The sequence below is a fragment of the Candidatus Symbiopectobacterium sp. NZEC135 genome, assembly GCF_025962695.1.
This window is the reverse complement of the sequence record NZ_JAGFPF010001560.1, coordinates 1-508: the sequence shown is the minus strand read 5'-3', so window position 1 is coordinate 508 and position 508 is coordinate 1. Positions and strand designations below refer to the sequence as shown.

1 protein-coding gene is annotated in these 508 nt (G+C 45.1%); it reads right to left on the bottom strand.

The features are described from left to right. Positions 1-35 precede the first annotated feature (35 nt). Positions 36-508: ABC transporter permease subunit (locus J5224_RS35365; protein ID WP_264629432.1), on the bottom strand; the 473-nt coding region annotated here is incomplete at its 5' end.

Genomic DNA, 508 nt, shown 5'->3' with positions numbered 1-508 from the left:
AAAAACTGATATTTTCCAGAATGCCGCAGGAAAGATCATTCACCTTTAACATTCAGCCTTCCTCGTTGTTGCAACAGATGCAGGATTACTAAGAGAAAAATCGAAAAAATAATCAGCAACAGGGCACAGCCGACCGCCAAAGAAAAATCACCGCTGGCAATATTCAGGAATACCGCAATGGGTAAGGTTTCCGTTTTCATTCTGGTCGCGCCAGCCAACATCAGCGTGGCGCCAAATTCACCCAGCGCCCGCGACATCGCCAAAACACAGCCACTCAGTAATGAACGCCAGACGAGGGGGATTTCTACCAGGAAAAACGTTTTTAGCGGTGTTAAGCCTAAATTATAAGCTGTGTGTATATAAGGCGGTGAAATAGAGATAAACGCACTGTAGGCATTGCGCGTTTGTATTGAACAGGCAACGTAGGTTTGCGCAATGATGATACCAAAGGGAGAAAATAACCATTTAGAGAGTGTTGGAACTAACTGCCCAACATACCCTTCTTGTC